The sequence below is a fragment of the Nesterenkonia alkaliphila genome (assembly GCF_009758175.1).
GTDB classification, from domain to species: domain Bacteria; phylum Actinomycetota; class Actinomycetes; order Actinomycetales; family Micrococcaceae; genus Nesterenkonia; species Nesterenkonia alkaliphila.
Genome location: NZ_WRPM01000071.1, coordinates 87,698 through 103,861 on the forward strand (window position 1 = coordinate 87,698; position 16,164 = coordinate 103,861).

Annotated in this window: 14 protein-coding genes and 1 tRNA gene; 4 read left to right on the forward strand and 11 right to left on the reverse strand. The window is 65.1% G+C overall.

Annotated elements, in window-relative coordinates; all coding sequences use genetic code 11:
- Positions 1-23: 23 nt before the first annotated feature.
- Positions 24-908, forward strand: coding sequence for a LysR family transcriptional regulator (locus GNZ21_RS10380; RefSeq protein ID WP_157324025.1), 885 nt, complete (start codon positions 24-26; stop codon positions 906-908).
- A gap of 13 nt (positions 909-921) precedes the next feature.
- Here GNZ21_RS10380 and GNZ21_RS10385 read toward each other — a convergent pair whose 3' ends face one another.
- Positions 922-1,833, reverse strand: a complete 912-nt coding sequence (locus tag GNZ21_RS10385; protein WP_157324027.1) for an NAD(P)-dependent oxidoreductase — start codon at positions 1,831-1,833, stop codon at positions 922-924.
- 120 nt (positions 1,834-1,953) lie between these two features.
- Positions 1,954-3,324, reverse strand: coding sequence for an MFS transporter (locus GNZ21_RS10390; RefSeq protein ID WP_157324028.1), 1,371 nt, complete (start codon positions 3,322-3,324; stop codon positions 1,954-1,956).
- Positions 3,325-3,515: 191 nt separating this feature from the next.
- On the opposite strand from GNZ21_RS10390, the gene GNZ21_RS10395 reads away from it, so the two are divergent.
- On the forward strand, positions 3,516-4,310 hold the full coding sequence (locus GNZ21_RS10395) for a thioesterase family protein (RefSeq protein WP_157324030.1): 795 nt from the start codon (positions 3,516-3,518) through the stop codon (positions 4,308-4,310).
- A gap of 6 nt (positions 4,311-4,316) precedes the next feature.
- The gene (locus tag GNZ21_RS10400; RefSeq protein ID WP_157324032.1) at positions 4,317-5,696 is read left to right on the forward strand and encodes an FAD-binding oxidoreductase; all 1,380 of its coding nucleotides are present in this window, start codon (positions 4,317-4,319) and stop codon (positions 5,694-5,696) included.
- A gap of 70 nt (positions 5,697-5,766) precedes the next feature.
- On the opposite strand, the gene GNZ21_RS10405 is transcribed toward GNZ21_RS10400, so the two are convergent.
- Complete coding sequence (locus tag GNZ21_RS10405; RefSeq protein ID WP_229659324.1) at positions 5,767-7,536, reverse strand: FAD/NAD(P)-binding protein; 1,770 nt, start codon at positions 7,534-7,536, stop codon at positions 5,767-5,769.
- 103 nt (positions 7,537-7,639) lie between these two features.
- Between GNZ21_RS10405 and GNZ21_RS10410 the strand changes: the two genes are divergently transcribed.
- A tRNA-Ser gene (locus GNZ21_RS10410) sits at positions 7,640-7,731 on the forward strand.
- A gap of 137 nt (positions 7,732-7,868) precedes the next feature.
- Here the strand turns inward: GNZ21_RS10410 and GNZ21_RS10415 are convergent.
- From GNZ21_RS10415 to GNZ21_RS10450, 8 genes are all read right to left on the reverse strand, one after another.
- A complete protein-coding gene (locus tag GNZ21_RS10415) occupies positions 7,869-8,216 on the reverse strand; it encodes a type II toxin-antitoxin system PemK/MazF family toxin (RefSeq protein WP_157324034.1) in 348 nt (115 codons plus the stop codon).
- Positions 8,210-8,458: a ribbon-helix-helix protein, CopG family gene (locus GNZ21_RS10420; RefSeq protein ID WP_188503378.1), complete on the reverse strand. Its 249-nt coding sequence runs from the start codon at positions 8,456-8,458 to the stop codon at positions 8,210-8,212. Before GNZ21_RS10420 ends, GNZ21_RS10415 begins: the two co-directional genes overlap by 7 nt.
- Positions 8,459-8,637: 179 nt before the next feature.
- Positions 8,638-9,114: an NUDIX hydrolase gene (locus GNZ21_RS10425; RefSeq protein ID WP_157324036.1), complete on the reverse strand. Its 477-nt coding sequence runs from the start codon at positions 9,112-9,114 to the stop codon at positions 8,638-8,640.
- A gap of 70 nt (positions 9,115-9,184) precedes the next feature.
- Positions 9,185-10,063, reverse strand: a complete 879-nt coding sequence (locus tag GNZ21_RS10430; RefSeq protein WP_157324038.1) for a fructosamine kinase family protein — start codon at positions 10,061-10,063, stop codon at positions 9,185-9,187.
- 17 nt (positions 10,064-10,080) lie between these two features.
- Entirely contained in the window at positions 10,081-10,926 is an 846-nt protein-coding gene (locus GNZ21_RS10435) for an inositol monophosphatase family protein (RefSeq protein WP_157324040.1), read from the reverse strand.
- Entirely contained in the window at positions 10,923-13,139 is a 2,217-nt protein-coding gene (gene ligA / locus GNZ21_RS10440; RefSeq protein ID WP_157324042.1) for an NAD-dependent DNA ligase LigA, read from the reverse strand. Before ligA ends, GNZ21_RS10435 begins: the two co-directional genes overlap by 4 nt.
- On the reverse strand, positions 13,120-14,190 hold the full coding sequence (locus GNZ21_RS10445; protein WP_157324044.1) for a baeRF2 domain-containing protein: 1,071 nt from the start codon (positions 14,188-14,190) through the stop codon (positions 13,120-13,122). The genes ligA and GNZ21_RS10445 overlap by 20 nt, the downstream gene beginning before the upstream one ends.
- A gap of 200 nt (positions 14,191-14,390) precedes the next feature.
- The gene (locus GNZ21_RS10450; protein WP_157324046.1) at positions 14,391-16,019 is read right to left on the reverse strand and encodes an alanine/glycine:cation symporter family protein; all 1,629 of its coding nucleotides are present in this window, start codon (positions 16,017-16,019) and stop codon (positions 14,391-14,393) included.
- Positions 16,020-16,164: the final 145 nt, after the last annotated feature.

Below are 16,164 nucleotides of genomic sequence, written 5' to 3' on the forward strand. Positions count from 1 at the left end.
GATAACATGTATGCTTTCCAAGCATGGAGACTCGTCTGCTGCGCTACTTCACCGCCGTGGTGGAGGCCGGCACGGTCTCTGCGGCCGCGGACCAGCTGCACATCACCCAACCCTCGCTGTCCCGGCAGATCCGGCAGCTGGAGCATTACCTGGGCCTGACGCTGTTCCACCGGGCCCACGGCAGGCTGCAGCTGACCACTGAGGGCCGCGCCTTCTACACCACGGCCCGGGATCTGCTCCAGCACCACCATGAAGCGGCGGAGTATGCTGCACAGCTGGCCCAGGGCGGGATGCCGCGGATCTCACTGGGCGCACCGAACACCACCCTGACCGATATCGTGGCCCCCTTTGTGGCGACGTTCCAGCCGGCGGATCCGGTGCCCTCGGTCTCAGAGCTGGCGATTGACCTGGAGGTCACCAGCGCACTCTCGGCCTTCGACATGGTGGTGGCTCCGGTGCGCTGGCCGGCCGGGGTGCAGAGCCTGCACCTGCTGGACCTTCCGGTATGGGCCTATGTGCCCGTAGATCACCCCTGGACACAGTACGACGCCGTCCCCCTCGCCACCCTTGCCCAGGAGACGCTGATTCTGCCCACCTCCGGGTTCAAGGCCCGCCGAGTGCTCGAGGCCGCCCTGGAGGAGGCTGATCTGCGGCCGGCTGCGGTGCTGGAGACCAAGCACAGCGAGGTGGCCCATGCCTTGGCCGCCGCCCGGCGCGGGGCGGCAATCCTGACCGATGATCCGCGCTACGAGCTGCGTCCGCTGCAGATTCTGCACCGGGAAAAACCGCTGCAGATCCATCTCTACGCCGCCTGGCGCGGGCATCACCACGCCCGGGACACTCTGGAGAGCCTGGCCCACCGGCTCCGCGACTTCTGTCACGCCCGGTATGTCCAGACTCATTCTTGACCGAAGGGGCAGGTCAGTAGCCTGCCGCGGCGTCCACCACCCCGGCTGGCACCTCGCCGGCGCTGATCCGGCGGATGTTCTCGCCCACCCGCGCGGCGAAGAGGGGTTTGATCATCTCTAGGGTGTCGGCGGCATGCGGGGTGATCAGCGCTCTGGGCTCCTCCCACAGCGGATGCCCCTCAGGCAGCGGCTCGGGATCGGTCACGTCCAGGCCCGCCCCGGCCAGCTTCTGCTCCTGTAAGGCAGTCACCAGTGCCGGGGTGTCCACCAACCCGCCGCGGCCCACATTGACCAGAACGGCAGTTTCAGGCAGCAGACCCAGCTGGTGCGCGCTGATCAGATGCCGGGTGCCCGGAGTCAGGGCAGCGGCCAGCACCACCACATCGGTATCCGGCAGGTGCTGGTCCAGATCCTCCAGGGTGATGGTGGCATCAGCGGTTTCGACAGGATCAGCCAGTCTGCGCACCACGGTCACCCGGGTGTCGAAGCACTTCATAAGCCGCACGATCTCCAGCCCCACCCCGCCGGCGCCCACGACCAGGACCTTTAGTCCGTGCAAGGAGGTGCCGGTGGCCGCCGCCCAGCTGCGTGCCCGGACCCGGGTTGGCAGCTCGCGCAGCAGGGCCAGGGTCAGCGTCAGTGCATGCTCGGCCACCGGCAGCGCGTAGGCACCCTTGGCACTGGTCCAAAGCAGTTCGGGGCGCTCCTTCAGCGCCTCGGTGAAGCGCTCAATCCCTGCGCTGGGCAGCTGCACCCAGCTCAGTGCAGGCGCTTTCTGGAAGGTCTCCATCAGCTCCTGCACCTGGCCGGCAAAACTGACGACGACGCCCTCAGCCTCGGTGGGATCGCTGACCACCTCGCCTCCGGCCGTGCCGATGGCATCCTGGAGCTCCGGATAGTCGGTGCCGATGATGCTGACTCGCATGTCTGCCTGCCTCTCACGATGGATGGTAATGACTCTGTTCAGCCTAATCGGCCCGCGGGGCACAGACAGCGGCGGACCCCCACGCTGTGGGAGCCCGCCGCTGCTGGTTCTGGAGCTGCTTTACTTCCTGTTGAGCACCGAGCCGACCTCCAGGGCCTCCCGGTCGCTGTCATCATGCAGGTTGATGCCCTGGAGGTTCTTGGGCACCAGGGAGACTGCAATGAAGGAGACGACGGCCAAACCGCCGATGTAGACGCCGATCAGCCAGGACTTCCCGGTGGCATCCAGGATCGCCTGCGCGATAGTGGCTGCGAAGGCACCACCGATGATCGAGCCCAGTGCATAGCCGATCGAGACACCGGAGAACCGGATCGAAACCGGGAACATCTCGGCGTAGAGCGCTGACTGCGGGCCGTAGGAGGGGCCCAGTCCGATGGTCAGGATGAAAATCGCCAGTGCGAACAGCGGCAGTGAGGCAGTGTCCAGCAGGAACCACATCGGCACCGCCCAGATGATGATGATCCCATAGCCGATCTGGAAGGTCCGCACCCGTCCGATCCGGTCGGAGATCCAGCCGCCAAGCATGGTGAAGATGAACCAGCCCACACCGCCGATCAGTGAGGCGATCAGCGTCTCGGTGCGCGACATTCCCAAGGCTGAGGCACCGTAGGAGGCGAAGAACGCGATGACTAAGTACCCTGCGGCGTTATTGGCTGCGAAGATCAGCGCGGCCAAGAAGGTGTACTTCTTGTGGGTGGTGACCAGCTCCTTCAGCGGTGCGGAGGATTCCTTCTTGCGGTCCTTCATCTCGGTGAAGACCGGTGACTCCTCCACCTTCAGGCGGATGAGGTACCCGACCACGATCAGCACGAAGGAGAACAGGAAGGGTACCCGCCAGCCCCACTCGAGGAACTGGTCCTCGGTGAGCGTGGCATTGAGGCCGAACATGAACACTGTGGCCAGCAGCATGCCCAGCGGCACACCGATCTGCGGGTACATCCCGAACAGGCCACGCTTATGCCGCGGGGCGTGCTCCACCGAGAGCAGGGCTGCGCCGCCCCATTCGCCACCGGCGGAGAGGCCCTGCAGGATGCGCAGGACGATCAGCAGGATAGGCGCGGCCATACCCCATGCGGCGTAGGTGGGCAGCAGGCCGATCAGTACGGTGGCACCGCCCATTCCCATCAGGGTGATCACCAGCACCAGTTTGCGCCCGAACTTATCGCCTAGGTACCCGGCGAAGATGGCTCCCAGGGGGCGGAAGAGGAACGAGATGCCGATCGAGGCCCAGGCAACCAGCTGAGCCAGTGCCGCGTTCTCCTGCCCGAGCGGCTCGAAGTACAGCACCGCCAGGACGAACCCGGCGGCCTGCGCATAGATGAAGAAGTCGTACCACTCGATAGTGGTGCCGACCAGCGTTCCCGCGAGGACCTTCTTCTCCTCGCGGGTCAGCTCATGGCCCTCTTTGCTGAGGTATGCCTGCTGGCTCATTGTGCCTCCATTGACACTCGTGACGCTTCAAGGACGTGGCGCAGCCGTGTGAGGAGCTGCACAGGGGGTAGTGATTCAACTCACGAACGATCAATGTAGCAGACTTACTGACCGTTCGGTTAGTAATGGTCGCTTTCCCTGGTAGTTTTATTGTGACCCAGAGCACCTCACTCAGCACTGAAGGGGCATATATGACAGATCCCAGCACGACGCCGCCTGCCTACTTTGTGCCTTCGGGCAACGGCAGATACCGGGCCACCGAAGCGACCGGCGGGGCATGGAACCCCACCGAACAGCACATTGCCCCCACCCTGGGTCTGCTGGTGCACGCTCTGGAGCAGGCCGGATATGCCCGGGGCCTGACCCTTTCCCGGCTGAGCTACGACATCTACGGAGTGGTGCCGATCGCCGAGGTTGAGATCACCACCCAGGTGCTGCGCCCAGGCCGGACCATTGAACTCAGCGAGGCCACGCTGAGCCATGCCGGCCGCACTGTGGCGGTGCTGCGGGCCTGGGCTCTGGCCGCCTCTGACACAGCGGACCTGGAGACCTCCAAACTGCCCGCAATGCCCGCCCCGGAGACGATGCAGCTCTGGAATCCTCAGCATTCCTGGCCCGGCGGGTTCATCGCCACCCTGCCGGACTCCCGCCACCGGCAACTGGGCCCTGGTCGTGCCCAGGCCTGGGCGCGCACCTCAGTAGACCTGGTGCAGGGCCAGCAGGTCAGCGCCCTGGCCAGCTACATCGGCCTGGTGGATGTCTCCAACGGGGTCGCTGCCGCGATGGACCCCCGCCAGGTGGCCTATCCGAATGTGGACTCCACCGTCTCACTGTTCCGGCACCCCCGGGGTGAGTGGATTGGGCTGGATGTCACCCAGTCAGCCGGGGCCGGCGGCGTCGGGCTCACCCAGACAGTGCTGCACGATGAGCATGGGCCGCTGGGCACACTGACTCAGACTCTGACCATCCGGCGCATAAAGGGCTAGGCGCCGATGACTGGACCCGCAGCCTCCACATTGCTCAGCGAGCTGGCTGCCGCTCTTAGCGAAGACCGGGTCTCGGCAGATCCTGAGCTGCTGAGCCAGAAGGCCCATGACCGCTCCTACCACTCTTGGGAGCCCCCGCTGGCTGTGGTGCAGCCATTGAGCACCCAGGAGGTCTCGGAGGTGATGCGGATCTGCCAGGCCTATGGCATTCCGGTGGTTCCGCGCGGCTCCGGCACCGGGCTGGAGGGCGGTGCTAACACCTCCTCAGGCAGCATCTGCCTGGATCTCTCCGGAATGAAGCAGATCATCCACATCGCCGCCGATGATCTCTACGCCACTGCTGAGGCCGGGGTGATGAAGTCGGAGCTGAACGCCGCACTGGCGCAGTACGGTCTGCAGTTCCCTGCCGGGCCGGGGGTGGACGCCAGTGTGGGTGGTATGGCCGCCACATCGGCCAGCGGCACCACGGCAGTGCGCTACGGCACCCTGAAGGAGAATGTGGTGGCACTAACCGTAGTGCTGGCCGACGGTTCGGTGATCCGCACCGGGTCCACCACCAAGAAGAGTTCCTCTGGCTATGACCTGACTCATCTGTTTGTGGGCTCTGAAGGAACTTTGGGGGTGATCACAGAGGTGACCCTGGCCCTGCACCCGGTGCCTGAGGCCAGCGTCTCCGGAGTCTGGTCGCTGCCCTCACTGGAGAGCGCGGTGGCGCTGGTGGTGGCTGCGCTGCGTTCCAGCCTGCGGCTGACCCGGGTGGAGCTGTTGGACCGCCTCACCGTGGATGCGCTGCGCCGCTACACCGGCTACAGTGCCCCGGTGACTGAGACGCTGATGGTGGAGTTCTCCGGCTCCGGTGCTGAGGTGCAGGCCCAGTATGCCCAGTTCGCTGAGCTGGCCGAGCAGTACCGGGCCGCCGAGCACCTGACGGCCGCGGACCCGGAGGAGTCCCGGCAGCTGTGGCAGGCCCGGCATGATGTGCTACCGGCTACCTTGGCGCTGGTCCCGGGTGCCACCGCCATGGCCACCGATGTCTGCGTGCCGATCTCCAAGCTGCCCGAATGCATTGCAGAGACCAAAGCTGATCTGGATTCCGTGGATCTGCTGGCCCCGATCGTGGGGCATGTGGGCGATGGCAATTTCCATCTGGCCATGCTGCTGCCTCCCGGGGACGAACAGGCGTTGGCCCGGGCCAAGGAGATCAACGCTCGGCTGGTGGACCGCGCTCTGGCCATGGGTGGGACCTGCACCGGGGAGCACGGGGTGGGGATCGGAAAGATTGGGCCGATGAGCACCGAACACGCCACTGCTCTGGGCGCGATGCGCGCGGTGAAATCCGCCCTGGACCCAGCCGGGCTGCTCAACCCGGGGAAGGTACTGGGCTGAAGGTACTGGCTGAGGGTCCTGGGCGGCTGAAGGGGCCAGGCCGGACAGGGCCCTGCTGAGCGGTTGCTGTTCAGTCTTCTCCGCCGGCCTGCTGCAGCACTGCGAGCGCTGCGGCATCAGCATCGTCCAGGGTGCGTGCGGTGGTCTGCGGGTCACCGCCGGCCTCGGCGGCGATGGCGGTGCCCCACTGGGCTGAGGAGAGCTGCAGACCCAGCGCATAGATCTGGCCCGATGTGCCGTCGCTATGTAGCAGGCGGTGTGGCTGCTCAGTGACCTCGAAGCCTTTGTGCACATGGCTCTGGCCACCGGCCTCCATCACTGCAGGCACAGCGAGGCCCTGCTGCAGCAGGCCGCGGACCAGCGGTGATATCGCCTCAGTGATGCGGTTGGGCGGCATCATGGCCTCAATCATGTGCTCTGCGGCGTAGCGGGCTCCCTGGACCACCGCGGAGTCTGCGATGAAGGCTCGCTGTGTGCTGTCCACTCCGTAGACCGGCTCAGGGCCCAGGAATTCCACGATGCCGGCGCGGGCCAGAGCGGCGAGCTCCTCCATGCGCTGCAGCGGGGGCCCGGATGTCAGGCCCTCCACCAGCGCTTCGAACCAGCCCTCCACATCGCGCAGGCGTGACTCAGGCCGGATCAGGCGCTCGGTGACCAGTCGCTTGATAATCAGCCGGGCTGCGTGGAGGGCGTTGACGGCCATCTTCTCTGGGGATCCGGCACCTGCTGCGGCAGTGGCGGCGTCGTGCTCGAGCCATTCGATCATGCTCTGCTGATACTCCTCCGGCGAGCTCCAGTGGCGCTCGGTGAAGGGACGGGCGAAGGATTGGGCGTCGAACTCCCCGGCTCCGCCGAACTGCGCGTAGGTGGTAGTCACATCCTGTTGGATCAGCGGCCAGAGGTGCTCGGTGAAGTCCAGTTCCCCGTGAGCGTCCACCAGTCTCTGCACGGCTTCCTCGGTGAGGTGGCGCAGCTTGATACCCTCGGGCACAAATCCGGGGGCAGTGGTCTTGGCCCGGTAGGGGGTGCCGCGGCGGGATCCGGCGATCAGCTGCGGCTCCCGGCCCGAGGCGGTGTAGCTGAGCCGGTGTCCGGGCGGTGCCTCTGGGTCGTGCCGGAAGCGCCCGCCGCGGCCCGCAGTGACCTGGATCATCAGGTCAAAGAAGTTCAGTCCCATACCGCGGACCAGGACCTTCTCCCCTGCTCCGAAACGCTCATAGTCCACATCGGTGGGGATGGCCGGGCCCTGGTAGTGCAGGCCGAGCCGCTCGGCCTGTGCTGCCAGATGTGAGGGGCCTGACCCCTGTTCGGCCTCCAGGTGCCCCAAGGCCAGGATCACCGCATCAGCCCGATAGTCCCGGCCGGCTGCGGTCAGGAGGTAGCCGTTGCTCCGGCGGCTCAGCTGCGTCACCTCGGCGCTGATGTGATCAACAGTGACCCCGCGGCCGCGCAGGTGGGCGGAGGCTTCTTTGCTCAGCCAGGCGAGGTAGGTTCCGTAGGCGGCCCGGGCCGGGTATGTGGCCGCATCCTCGTTCAGCGCATTGGCCCGGCAGTAGTCCATGAAGCTCAGGGAGCAGGATGAAGCTGGCAGCTTCTCTTGGGTCTGGCCGGCGGGGGCGGCGGTGGGGTAGCTGGCGGGGGTGTTCATCAGATAGAGCGGGGACTGCTCGGGATGCCAGACCTTGCCGGGCCCGTGCGGGGCGGGGTCGAACACGTTGACTCGCAGCGGCCGCCGCTGGCCGGGACTGCTCCGTTGGACCTGGGCGAGCAGCCGCTCAAGGAAGCTGGTGCCGCGGGGCCCTGCCCCCACCACCGCGATGACGTACTCCTGCTGATTCACCTGCTCCACATTACCGGCTGGTCATCCTCACTTTGCCCTGATGTCGCGGTGCCGGTACGCTGGATAGGCGCGTCTTGAGCGGCTCCCGCACTCGACGTGACCAGGAGGCGTGCCGGAGCGGCCGAACGGACTTCACTGCTAATGAAGGATCCTCTTAACCGGGGATCGGGGGTTCAAATCCCCCCGCCTCCGCCAATGTTCTGTCTCAGAACATTGGAAACACCCTGAACCCATGGTTCGGGGTGTTTCTGTTTCTAAGTGCCGTGTGGTTGATAGTCCCCCAGAAGTGCTCATAGTGAGGTCATTGGCCAATCTATAGGCGGCCACCGAGATCACAGTCCCATGACCAGGCGAATACCGTCTTCAACTCTTCGCAGATAGTCCCCAGTCAGGGAGCCCACAGGAAAAGGTTCGAAGAACTCCCTCGAGACAGTTCCTACTTGACTGACGATGGCGACCGAGTCGCTGTCCAGGCCCGTGATGCCTGCAGGGATCAGGACATTCCCGGGGCTGATCTGCCTGCGGAGGTTACGGGTCAGGGGGACAGTCAAGATAGTTGTTATCCGTGACCGAATAAGCCAATCCTCCTGGAGGATCAGGCTCGGCCGGATCTTCGCGGGCTCTGAACCTCGAGGCTCCCCGAAGTCTGTCCAGACGATGTCCCCTCGCTGGATCACCATTCAACCTTCAACATGTTGCGTTGGGACTCTTGAAGGAAGTCACCGTCAAAGTCATCCGAAGGCTGGCCGTTCTGCTCTATGTCCTCGTTCGCTCGGCGAGTCAGCTCCGCTTCGTCTTGGAGTTCATCAGCCAGCTTCTGAGCTCCGCGGCGATAGAACTCAGAACGGTTCATGCCGTGGCGCTTGGCAATCCGCTCGAATCGCTCGAAGTCTTCATCAGGCACAGAGATCGCTGTCTTCACACTTCAAGTATGACTAGTCATACCCAAGTTGTCGAGGGCGAGTTTACGACGACGGCCACCTCGGTCTCGGGCGTCGTCGTACTCAAAATGTCGGCCTCCTCAGCGCACAGTGCTCAGTCAAGTGATTAGAGATCAGCCTATCGGCAGGTACGGAGACGGTGCCGGTCTGACCCGTGAGACTACTCCGGGAAGCCGTAGGCGGTAATCGGAGACAGAGAGCCCTCGGCCCACTGCTCCAGGATGAACCGCTCATAAGGAATGGTTGGTTCAGGTAGATCATTCAGATGCGCCCACTGAAGCTCGGAGGCTTTCTCCGGTTCCCGGATCCTGGGCCGGCCTTCCCAGTTCCGCACCGTGAAGTAGAAGTCCACCCGTTCATCGATAGGCTTGCCGCTGCCATTGGTGCGGTGCACAACAGTCAACGGAATGAGATCTGCTGCTCTGATCACCACACCCAGTTCCTCGTGAGCTTCCCGCACCGCCGCCTGGAAAACGCTCTCCGACTCCTCAACATGGCCAGCCGCCCCGCAGGCCCAGTGCTCATCCATCCACCCAGTGCCTTGACGGTAAGACAGCAGCACCCGATCCTGCTCATCCATTAGGTGCACGAAGGCCGCAGGAACCACTTGGAAACGCTGCACCGGCTCAGTCCTCATGGCACCCTTCTGTTCGCTTTCGATCTGTTCAGTACCAACCCTACGAGGTGGACCCCACCTGGCAGGAAGGTCACAGGGCCAGGATCCGGCGGGCGGCGGTCATCGTGGCCTCCCGGTAGGCCGGGCCGAAGAGCAGCCAGTGCACCCCCAGGTAAAAGAACTGGTGCACAGGAACCCGATCCTGCCAACCTGGCTCAAGCGGAGCAGTCTCTTGGTAGGGCTCCAGCACCGTGTCCAGATGCGGCAGGCCGAACAGCTGCAGCATCGCCAGATCAGATTCGCGGTGCCCGGCATGCGCTGCCGGGTCGATCAGCACTGCGCCCTGCGGGGACCAAAGGACATTGCCGCTCCACAGATCGCCGTGGAGGAGAGAGGCCGGCTCGGAGCCGTCGAAGTCCCCAGCGGCAATCCGGTCCCGTGCCGCCCGGAGCACCTCCAGGTCCGAGGACGACGCCCGATGGAGCCGAGCGGAGACCGGCGGCACCTCGGGGTCTCCCGAGGCAATTGCGGAGCGTGAGCGAAGCGACGCCGCCTGCTCATCCAGCTGCCCCAGCACCGGGTCCAGCCGCTCCGCGGCATGGAATGCTCCCCAGGAGCTGTGCCGGCCCGCCCCCAGCTCCAACAACTGTCCAGCGGGTCCGAACAGCGCCGGAACCGACGGAGGATGCCCGGGCGGAAGCTGCCCGAACCGAGGTGGGGCGGCGTCGTCGCGCCCTGCGCGCTCCGGCCAGAGCCAGGTGTGCAGCCGGGCCAGAGCTGCTCCGAAGCCCCGGGCAGCCTCCTGGGTGGCCTCACCGGTGGCGATACTCTCCAGGACCAGTGCTTCTGGCTGGACCTCCAGCACCTCCACCACCCGTGGTCCGCCGGCCTGCTCGGCAGAGCGCAGCCAGCGCAGCCCGGCAGCCTCAGCCGCTCCGGCAGGCCCCAGAACGCGTTTGGTGAAGCTCATCGGCCCCTGCCTGGCAGCTACAGTCCGGTGGGGACCGGCTTAAGCTGGGCCGGCTCGATGCCGATGCGGCCGATGATGCACCAGTCCGGGTGGTTGACTCCGTCCCCGGAGGCCGGGCGGCGCACCGGCACACCAGCCTCCTCAGCGATCACCGCTCCGCCGGCCCAGTCGTGCTCCTGACCCCCGTACTCGGCGTAGGCGTCCTGGGTGCCATCTGCCACCAGGCAGATGTCCAGGGCGGCCGAGCCGAGCCTGCGGATGTTGCCAAAGTGGTCATTCATCAGCCCCACCGATTCCACCTGCTGGGCCTTGCGGGCCGGATCGTAGCCGAAGCCGGTGGCAAGCAGCCCGGAGCCGAGATCACCGGCCGGACCGGTCAGCGCCACCGGCTCGCCCTGTCCGCGGCGGGTGTAGGCTCCCATTCCTCTGGCGGCCCACCACACACGATCCAGGGCGGGGGCGTTGACCACGCCGATGATCCACTCCCCTTCAGGGTCCTGGACCGCCACGGAAGTGCAGTAGTAGACGATGCCGCGGACAAAATTGGTAGTGCCGTCCAGGGGGTCGATGGACCAGCGGTAGCCGGAGGGATCGCTCACCTCAGTGGTGCCGTACTCCTCCCCGGAGATCACGTCATGGGGACGCCGGGCGCTGATCACCTCCCGGACAGCATCCTCGGCCCGGCGGTCGAAGTCGGTGACGAAGTCGGACTCCGAGGACTTGGTGGTGATGCCGTGACTCTCCCGGTCCAGCGGCAGCCCGGTGGGGGCCACCTGCTCCCGCTCGGCCAGGACTGCCGCCCCGGCTGCGGCGGCCTCGGAGGCGATGGCCAACAGCTCATTGAGTCTCTCGGAATAGGTCATCCTTGGTTCTCCAGCCCTTCGGGTCCGTGGGTCAGCAGCAGGCTGAACTGCTCTTCGTCCAGCACCGGGACGCCGAGCTGCTCAGCCTTGGTGAGTTTGGATCCGGCGTTCTCGCCGGCCACCACATAGTCGGTCTTCTTGGACACCGAGCCGGAGGCTCGGCCCCCGCGGGAGATGATCGCCTCCTTGGACTCATCCCGCGAGTAGTTCTCCAAGGAACCGGTGACCACTACGGTCAGCCCCTCCAAAGTGCGCGGGGTGTCCTCATCGACCTCATCGACCATCCGCACTCCGGCCTCGGCCCAGCGGTCCACCACCCGGACATGCCAGTCCACACTGAACCACTCACGCACAGAGGCTGCGATCACCGGGCCCACTCCGTCAATGCCAGCCAGCTCCTCCTCGTCAGCAGCACGGATCTTGTCCATGGATCCGTAGGCCGAGGCCAGCGCGCGGGATGCGGTGGGGCCCACATGCCGGATGGACAGTGCCACCAGCACCCGCCACAGGGGCTGCTGTTTAGCCTTCTCCAGCTCGGCAAAGAGCTTGACGGTATTGGCTGTGGGTTTCTGCCCGTTCTTGGTCCAGAAGTACCGGACCAGCTCCCGCTGCCCGGGACCCGCATCTTTGCCCCGTTTATCCCGCCAGATACGGACCTCTCGAAGATCCTCTGGGCTGAGGTGAAACAGGTCTGCCTCACTGCGCAGCGGAGCAGGATTCGGCTCGTCCGGCTGAGTCAGGGCATTGGCGGCCTCATCACCCAGGGCCTCAATGTCCAGTGCTGAGCGGGAGCCGATATGACTGACCCGTTCACTGAGCTGCTTGGGACAGGACTCTGTATTGGGGCAGCGGATATCGACGTCGTCCTCTTTGGTCGGTGCCAGGGCCGCACCGCAGGAGGGACAGTGGGTAGGGAAGACGAACTCCCTCAGGCGCCCTGGCTCCTCCTGGCGCCGTTTCCTCTCCGGCAGCACCGGGCCGAGCACTTCCGGAATGACATCGCCGGCTTTCCGGATGGTGACCCGGTCGCCGATCAGCAGGTTCTTGGCCTTGACCACATCCTGGTTGTGCAGAGTGGCCTTCTCCACGGTGGACCCGGCCACCTTCACCGGCTCCAGCACCGCAAACGGGGTGACCCGTCCGGTGCGGCCCACCTGCACGCGGATGTCGAGCAGCTCAGTGGTGACCTCCTCGGGCGGATACTTGAACGCAGCCGCCCAGCGCGGCACCCGCGAGGTATGGCCCAGGGCCCGCTGATGAGTGAAGTCATCCACCTTGATGACCACGCCGTCGATCTGGTGGACCAGATCATGGCGTTTGTCCTGGTACCGGTCTAGGTAGGCCTCAATCTGCTCGAAGGTATCCAGAATCTCGGTGTACGGCGAGACCGGCAGCCCCCAGGCAGCCAGCTGGTCATAGGCCTCGTGCTGGCTGGTCAGCTCCAGGCCGGAACGGGCGCCGATCCCGTGTACGAACATGGACAGCGGCCGTTTTGCGGTCTTGGCCGGGTCTTTCTGCCGAATGGACCCGGCAGCAGCATTGCGGGGATTGGCCAGCGGCGGCTTGCCAGCGGAGATCAGGGTCTCATTGAACGCCTCAAAGTCTGCGGAGGGCATGAAAATCTCCCCGCGGACCTCCAGCTCCTCCGGGTGGTTCTCCCCCGCCAGGGTCTGCGGAATGTCTTTGATGGTGCGCACATTATGGGTGACATCCTCCCCGGTGATCCCATCGCCGCGGGTGGCGGCCCGGACCAGCTCCCCGCTGCGGTAGAGCAGGTTGATGGCCAAACCGTCAATCTTCAGCTCCACCAGCCAGCGGGGCTTCTCCTCCGGGCGCTGCCGCTGCAGGGAGGCAACGGCCCGGTCATACCAGACCCGCAGCTCCTCCCGGGAGAACAGGTCCTCAAGGGAGTACAGCCGCTGAATGTGGTCCACCGGGGCGAAGGCCTCCGATGGGGCCCCGCCCACCTGCTCAGTGGGTGAGTCCGCGGACTTCAGCTCAGGATGCTCAGCCTCGATGCGCCGCAGCCGGTGGATCAGCTCGTCGTACTCGGCGTCCGAGACCAGAGGGGCATCCTTCTGGTGATAGGCCACCTGGTGGGTGGCCACCTCCTCGGCGAGTTGGGCATACTCCTCACGCAGTTCAGGCGGAGGGGCAGCGGCGTCGTCGTGCTCTGTAGTCACCCGATCAAGTCTAGCCCTGGGGCTGGACATCCATCTGGTCCACCGGTGCCTGGTACCGCAGGATGGCCGCCACATTTCCAGAGACCCCGGTGCCCACCAGGGCAACTCCGGCGTCCACCTCAGCGGCCGCCTGCAGCAGCTGATCTTCTTCCTCCGCTTCAGCGTTGTAGCGCAGCAGCAGGGTCTCCACGGCGCCGAGCTGGGCTGCGCGCCGGATGTCCTCGGTGCCTTCTACCGCCAGTCCGTTGGCGCGGGCATCGCCGAAGCGCTCGGTCTGCTCCCGGACGCGATCGATGGTGATACGCCGGGCCAGGCCAGCCAGCTCATCGGCCAGCGCCTGCTCGCCGCCGGAGTCCGCGGAGTCATTGGGGATCCCCCCGCCGGTCTCCAGCTCATGGGAGATCTCGCTGAGATCGGTGGGCAGCTCGTTCAACAGCAGCTTGCGGCCCTGCACCTCCCCGGCCACCACCACCGCATCAGGCTGCCAGCCGGCGGCGACCTTGCGGACGTGATCAGCAATATCGCGGATGTTCAGCCAGGCGGCCTCATCGGCGCGCTGCTGCATCCGCCGGTGGTGCTCACCGCCCTCGCGGGGCTTGTTCACGGTTTCGGTGGCGGAACCCTCAACCGCCGAGGACGGCGCCTCCTCCAGTACGGCCGAGGAGGTGAGGACTTCCCGGCGCAGCGTGGCCCGTTCCTTATCCACCAGTACCACCAGAGCACGCACGGAGCGCAGCCGTTGGCGCAAGTAGTCGCCCAAGGCGGGCGGCTCGCCCAGGATCGCCCGGTCACCGCCCTCGCCGGTGGCGTCGAAGTCCTCCTCGAGCAGGATGCCGCGGCGGTTGGCGACCAGTATTCGGCCTTCGGTTTGGACTGCGGCGATCTCCTCGGTGAGCAGAGCAGCATCCAGCGCCTGGAGCGTCTCATCATGGGCACCGGCATCAGCCAGCTGCTTGCGCAGCGCGTCCCAGCGCAGCCGGACCTGATGCTCAGCATCGGCGGTTGCGGGCTGAGCCTGCAGGTAGACCGTGGCGAAAGGGGGTTCGGCCTCGTAGATCGAGCGAAGGGTGGCAAGCTGCATGATCATCACCTTCCTTGAAGGTTCGCTTCATCGTGGTCTGCTTAACCAACACTGGCCACGCTAGGAGTCCCAGGTCAGTGCGAACCCAACGGAAGCTTGGAGCTTGCTCAACACTGCCCAGGATGTAGCGAGCCCGCCGAAATCTGCCTGGGCAGTCCGGCGGGCTCGCTGCGGTGCGTCAGTTGTTCGGGTTCCTCGGATCAGGTGTCGGAGGAGACCTTGTTCCCGTCCACCACCACTGTCATATCCTCCGGACCGGGGATGTACTCCGGGTCCTCGTGCAGGCGGCCGGCCTTACGGTCAGCCAGGTACTGTTCCATCTCCTTCTTGACCACCGGGGCCAGGATGACCAGGCCGATCACGTTGATGAAGATGCACAGGAACAGGGCGGCATCAGCGAAGTCGATGATGTTGGCGAAGGACACCAGGCAGCCGATGACGATCATGATGCAGATGATCACCCGGAAGACCATATCGCTGGCCTGGTTCTTGCCGAACAGGTAGCGCCATGCCTGTATACCGTAGTAGCTCCAGGTGATCAGGGTGGAGAACGCGAAGAGGAACACCGCGATGGCCAGCAGCACCGAGAATCCGTCGAAGAAGGAGTCGAAAGCACTGAAGGTCAGCCCGATCGGAGCATCTGCGTGCTCCTCCACGGCACCGGTGAAGGTGCCCTGGTCGGGGTACCAGGCGAAGATGATCACCAGGGCAGTCATGGTACAAACCACCACAGTGTCGATGAAGGGCTCCAGCGCTGCCACGAAGCCCTCAGAGACGGGCCGCTTGGTCTTCACCGCAGAGTGCGCGATCGGCGCTGAGCCGATGCCGGCCTCGTTGGAGAAGGCGGCACGCTGGACACCGATGATGATCACACCGATGACACCGCCGGCCACACCTTCAGGGGAGAACGCGCCGACGAATATCGCCTCGAGAGCCGCACCGATGTTGCCGAAGTTGGCGAAGATGACCACCAGACATGCCAGTACGTAGATACCGGCCATGGCCGGGACCAAGGAGGCGGTGACCTTGGCGATGGACTTGATGCCGCCGATGATCACCAGGGCCACCAGGGCCGCGAAGACGATGCCGAAGACTAGGGCCCCGGCATCAGCATGCAGGATGGTGTTCTCGCTGCCGGTGACTGTGCCCAGCGCATCGCGGATTCCGGTGAACGCGTTGTTGGCTTGGAACATGCCGCCGCCGATGATGCCGAAGAGCATCACGGAGATGGCGAAGATTCCGGTGATGATGGCCACCGGGACCCGGCCCAGCTTCCGGAAGGCCACCGGCAGGTACTTGAACGGTCCGCCGTGGACGGTTCCGTCCTCATCAATAGTGCGGTAGCGGACACCCAGGGTGCACTCGACGAACTTGGTGCACATGCCCAACAGACCAGCCAGGATCATCCAGAACGTGGCCCCGGGCCCGCCCAGAGCGATGGCTGCGGCCACACCTGCAATGTTGCCCAAGCCCACGGTGCCGGAGACCGCTGCGGTCAACGCCTGGAAGTGGGTGACCTCGCCGGGATCATCCTTGCTGGAGTATTTGCCGCGCACCGTCTCCAGTGCCACGTGGAAGCCGGTGAACTGCACGCCCTTGAAGTAGATGGTGAAGCCGATGGCGGCCACAATGGCCCAGAGGACCACCAGGGAGCCGTCCCACAGTGCGGTGCCCTCAGGGAACGGCGCGCCCAGGGGGATCTGCACTGAAGTGCCAAAGATCAGGTTGACGAAGAACTCGGTGATATTGCCAAAGTGATGGTCAATCGTGTCAGCGAAATCCTGGATCGGCGACTGTTCGGCCGCCAGGATCTGTCCGTGCGGACTCATAGCGTTCATCCCCTCATGTGGATGTTCAAAGGCGAGTTTCAGGTGCCCGAAGGCACCCCTGGGTTCTCCCAGAATGCGCTTAATCTACTCGACTTCTGTTTCACACGGTTTGCGAAAGTTCTGCCGAGTGTTACAAGAACATTTC

Bases quoted from the DNA above. Each gene is read 5' to 3' on its own strand.
- GNZ21_RS10395 (WP_157324030.1), top strand. From the start codon at position 3,516: ATGACAGATCCCAGCACGACGCCGCCTGCCTACTTTGTGCCTTCGGGC.
- GNZ21_RS10400 (WP_157324032.1), top strand. From the start codon at position 4,317: ATGACTGGACCCGCAGCCTCCACATTGCTCAGCGAGCTGGCTGCCGCT.
- GNZ21_RS10430 (WP_157324038.1), bottom strand. From the start codon at position 10,063: ATGAGCTTCACCAAACGCGTTCTGGGGCCTGCCGGAGCGGCTGAGGCT.
- GNZ21_RS10390 (WP_157324028.1), bottom strand. From the start codon at position 3,324: ATGAGCCAGCAGGCATACCTCAGCAAAGAGGGCCATGAGCTGACCCGC.
- GNZ21_RS10435 (WP_157324040.1), bottom strand. From the start codon at position 10,926: ATGACCTATTCCGAGAGACTCAATGAGCTGTTGGCCATCGCCTCCGAG.
- GNZ21_RS10445 (WP_157324044.1), bottom strand. From the start codon at position 14,190: ATGCAGCTTGCCACCCTTCGCTCGATCTACGAGGCCGAACCCCCTTTC.
- ligA (WP_157324042.1), bottom strand. From the start codon at position 13,139: ATGTCCAGCCCCAGGGCTAGACTTGATCGGGTGACTACAGAGCACGAC.
- GNZ21_RS10385 (WP_157324027.1), bottom strand. From the start codon at position 1,833: ATGCGAGTCAGCATCATCGGCACCGACTATCCGGAGCTCCAGGATGCC.
- GNZ21_RS10415 (WP_157324034.1), bottom strand. From the start codon at position 8,216: ATGGTGATCCAGCGAGGGGACATCGTCTGGACAGACTTCGGGGAGCCT.
- GNZ21_RS10380 (WP_157324025.1), top strand. From the start codon at position 24: ATGGAGACTCGTCTGCTGCGCTACTTCACCGCCGTGGTGGAGGCCGGC.
- GNZ21_RS10450 (WP_157324046.1), bottom strand. From the start codon at position 16,019: ATGAGTCCGCACGGACAGATCCTGGCGGCCGAACAGTCGCCGATCCAG.
- GNZ21_RS10425 (WP_157324036.1), bottom strand. From the start codon at position 9,114: ATGAGGACTGAGCCGGTGCAGCGTTTCCAAGTGGTTCCTGCGGCCTTC.